Raw genomic sequence first — 3,693 nt, 5'->3', positions numbered from 1 at the left:
GGCGCGGACGGCTCGGGGCGTGCGGACGGCGCCGAGGGTGCCGACGGCCGGGAGCGCGCGGACGGCGCCGAGGGGGTGAGCGGCCTCGCGGATGCGGAGAGCGCGGAGAGCGCGGACGGCCTCGCGGATGCGGAGAGCGCCGGGAGCGCGGACGGCTCGGGGCGTGCGGACGGCGCCGAGGGTGCCGACGGCCGGGAGCGCGCGGACGGCGCCGAGGGGGTGAGCGGCCTCGCGGATGCGGAGAGCGCCGCCAGCGCGGACAGCGTCGGGGACGCGAAGACCGCTGCGGGCGTGGCGGGGGTGGAGAGCGCCGAGAGCGTGGACTGCGTCGAGAGCGCGGACAGCGCCGGCATCGAGGCCGAGCCGGAAAACCCGGACGCCACGGACACCCCCGGGCCGCACACCCCCCGCACGGACACCCCCGGCACGGCCCTCGCCGTCCTCCCCGAGGACCGCCCGCGTGGCCGGCACCGGCGTCGGCGGCGGCGTCGGGGCCTGGTCGTCGCCGGCGGGCTCGTCCTGGCGGCCGGTGCGCTCAGCCTCGTACGGCTGGCGCCGGAGACCAGTGTGCCCGGTCTGGGGACGGCGGAGGCCGAGCCACGGCATGTGCCGGGCCAGGAGCACGGCCGAGGAAGGTCCACGGCGACGCCGGAGGCGCCCGGACCGAAGGTCAGCCCCTCCGCGACCGACGTCATGGGCATCACCGGCCCACCGGCCGCGTCCGGCACCCCCACGGCGACGCCCGCCTCGACCGGCCCGTCCGCCACCGGCGACGACGGCGACAGCGACTCCGACCAAGGGATCGGCGCGTCCGTCGCGTCGCAGCAGCCCGGCCGCCGCAGCCGCCCGAGAAGCCCCAGCCGTCGCCGACACCGACCCCGGCGCAGCCGCCGTCGCAGCCGGACGAGCCCGGCCCGCCCGGCCTGTGCGTGCCGATCCTCGGCCTGTGCGTGGACCTGGACCTGGGACTGGGCTGAGGGGCCTCTCGGGGCCCGCCGAGGGCCCCACCGGGTCGGGGCCCGCCGAGGGCCCCACCGGGGGCGTCAGTCGACGCCCTCCCGGCGGCTGAGCAGCCACGGCTCGACCACGCCCAGGCCACGGACGGGCCGCTGCCAGGTCGGCTGGAGCACGAAGCGGTACGTGGGCGGCTCCTCGCCCTCCTTCTCGGCCGCCGCCGCCTCCTCGGCCGCCTGCGCCTCCGAGGCGGGGGCGTCACCGGTGCGGATCAGCTCCTCGGCGAAGGCGCTGTCGACGAGCACGGCGTCCTTGGGCGCTATGGACGTCAGCCGGGACGCCAGGTTGACGGTCGTACCGAACACATCGCCCATCCGGGTCGTCACCGTGCCGAACGCCATCCCGACCCGCAGCTCCGGCATGGTCTCGTCGTGCGCCATCGTCTCGATGAGCTTCGTCGCGATCTCCGCGGCCGTACCGGCGTCGTCCGCCGCGTACAGCACCTCGTCGCCGAGGGTCTTGATGAGCCGGCCGCCGCGCGCGGCGACCAGGTCGGCGGCGGTCGTCTCGAAGGCCTCGACCAGCTCGCCGAGTTCCTCTTCCTCCATGCGGCGCGTCAGCCGGGTGAAGCCGACCAGGTCGGCGAAGCCGACGGCGAGACGCCGGTCGACCATCTCCTCGTCGTCGGCGGCCTGCACGACCCGGCCGGCGGAGGCGGCGAGCTGGCGGCGCCAGACGTAGACGAGGAACTCCTCCAGCTCGGGCAGGAGCAGTTCGACGATGGGATACGTCACCTCGGTGCGGGTCATGCCCGGTTCCGGCGGCTCGGTCAGGCCCTCCAGGAAGGAGTCGATCTGCCATTCCGCCAGACGGGCGGTGGTCTGCCCGGTGGACCGTGCCACCTGCACCGCCATCGCCTCGCTGAGCAGTCCCGCCTCGACCAGACCGGCGAGCCGCCGCAGCGCGAGGACGTCGGCCTCGGTGAGCGCCCGTGCCTGCCCGATGTCGGCGAAGCCCATGGCCCGCCAGAAACGGGACGCCAGTTCCATGGAGACGCCCGCGCTGCGGGCCGCCTGGAAGGGCGTGTAGCGCCGCTCGGCGCCGAGGATGAGCTGCTCCAGGCGCAGGGCGAGCGGATCCTCGCCGGAGTCCTCGGCGTGGGGGTCTGGGTCCCCCTTGTCGTCGACGGTCACGCCTGCTGCCCTTCCGATCTATCGCGGTCAGGTATCGACCGGCCTCAACTGTACGGCAGGTGTGCGCCAGCTCACTCCGTCAGGTGCGGCCGGACAGGGCGTCACCTGGTGGGTGTCCGGCGCATGCGCCGGGCGTGGGGCGCACACGTCCTCTCGCGCCCCGCCGTACGGTGGCAAGCCCGGCGCGCGCCCCACGGGCACCGCCCGTACCGAACCGGAAGGAACCGGAAGGCCACCGCGCGAAGCCCGCCACCCACCGGACGACGACCGCAGAGCCCGCCACCCACCGGACGACGACCCGCACAGCCCACCAACCACCGGATCGCGGCTCACAAGGCCCACCACCCACCGGATCGCGGCTGGCAAGACCCGCCACCCACCGGACGACGCCCCGCACAGCCCACCAACCACCGGATCGCGGCTCGCAAGGCCCGCCACCCACCGGACCCGGCACCGCAAGGCCCGCCACCCACCGGACCCGGCACCGCGAGACCCCACACCCGCCTCACAAGCCGGTCCGGTCGGCCTCAAGCACGCACGCGTCGCGCTCTCACGCCGGCCGCAGGTGCACGATGTCTCCGGCGCCGACCGGTTCCTGCACGCCCTCCTCTGTCGCGATCACGAGGCGTCCGTCGCCGTCCAGGGCCACCGCCTCCCCGGTGATCGACCGGTCGCCGGGCAGTTCCGCCCGTACCGTCCGTCCCAGCGTGGCGCATCCGGCGGCGTACGTCTCCTGGAGGCCGCACGCGGCCGGGTCGCCGCCTGCCGCACGCCAGCGGCCGTACCAGTCCTCCAGCGAGCGCAGCACGGCCCGCAGCAGCGGGTCACGGTCGGTGCCGGCCGCGCCGGCGAGGGCGAGAGAACCCGCCTGCGGTACGGGGAGTTCGTCGGCGCGGAGGGTGACGTTGACGCCGACGCCGATGACGACGCCGTCGTCCCCGGCGCGTTCGGCGAGGATGCCGCCGGCCTTGCGTTCCTCGCCGCCGACGGTGACGAGGAGGTCGTTGGGCCACTTCAGCGACGTGTCCACGCCGGCGGCGCGGGACAGCCCGGTCGCCACGGCGACGCCGGTGAGCAGCGGCAGCCAGCCCCAGCGGTCCACGGGGACCTCGACGGGACGCAGCAGCACGGAGAAGAACAGGCCCGAGCGGGGCGGTGCCGTCCACCGGCGGTCCAGGCGGCCACGCCCGGCGGACTGCTCCTCCGCGACGAGCACGGCACCTTCGGCGGCCTTGCCGGCGGCGGCGCGGGCGACGAGGTCAGTGTTGGTGGAGCCGGTGTTCCGCACCACCTCCAGCTCCGACCACAGGCCGCCCTCGCGGACCAGTCCGCGGCGCAGCGCGGCGGCGTTGAGGGGCGGCCGGTCGAGGTCGGACCAGCGGCTGTCTCCTGATGCATCTCGCGGCGTCATGCAAGCCACCCTAGAGGTTGTCCCGTAACTGCTGGTCAGAGGTGAGATGATTTTGCTGTGGCTGGTGTGATCACGGCGTCGGAGCCCTCCTGGATAGGTCCGTTCACCGGGCTGAGCCCGCGGCAGTTCAACAAG

At 75.2% G+C, this 3,693-nt stretch carries 2 protein-coding genes and 2 pseudogenes; 1 reads left to right on the top strand and 3 read right to left on the bottom strand.

What is annotated here, in order from left to right; genetic code table 11:
• The 3 genes and pseudogenes from MTQ10_RS28855 to MTQ10_RS28845 all read right to left on the bottom strand — a co-directional run.
• Positions 1–383 (bottom strand): annotated as a pseudogene (locus MTQ10_RS28855) (hypothetical protein); the annotation flags it as partial.
• A 660-nt stretch (positions 384–1,043) separates the two neighbouring features.
• Complete coding sequence (locus tag MTQ10_RS28850; RefSeq protein ID WP_247473304.1) at positions 1,044–2,147, bottom strand: adenylate/guanylate cyclase domain-containing protein; 1,104 nt, start codon at positions 2,145–2,147, stop codon at positions 1,044–1,046.
• 550 nt (positions 2,148–2,697) lie between these two features.
• Entirely contained in the window at positions 2,698–3,558 is an 861-nt protein-coding gene (locus MTQ10_RS28845; RefSeq protein WP_247473303.1) for a biotin--[acetyl-CoA-carboxylase] ligase, read from the bottom strand.
• A gap of 57 nt (positions 3,559–3,615) precedes the next feature.
• On the opposite strand from MTQ10_RS28845, the pseudogene MTQ10_RS28840 reads away from it, so the two are divergent.
• A pseudogene (locus tag MTQ10_RS28840) lies at positions 3,616–3,693 on the top strand (IS5/IS1182 family transposase); the annotation flags it as partial.

The sequence above is a fragment of the Streptomyces sp. XM83C genome (assembly GCF_023072675.1).
Taxonomy (GTDB): Bacteria; Actinomycetota; Actinomycetes; order Streptomycetales; family Streptomycetaceae; genus Streptomyces; species Streptomyces thermocoprophilus.
This window is presented reverse-complemented; position numbering and strand designations above follow the sequence as displayed.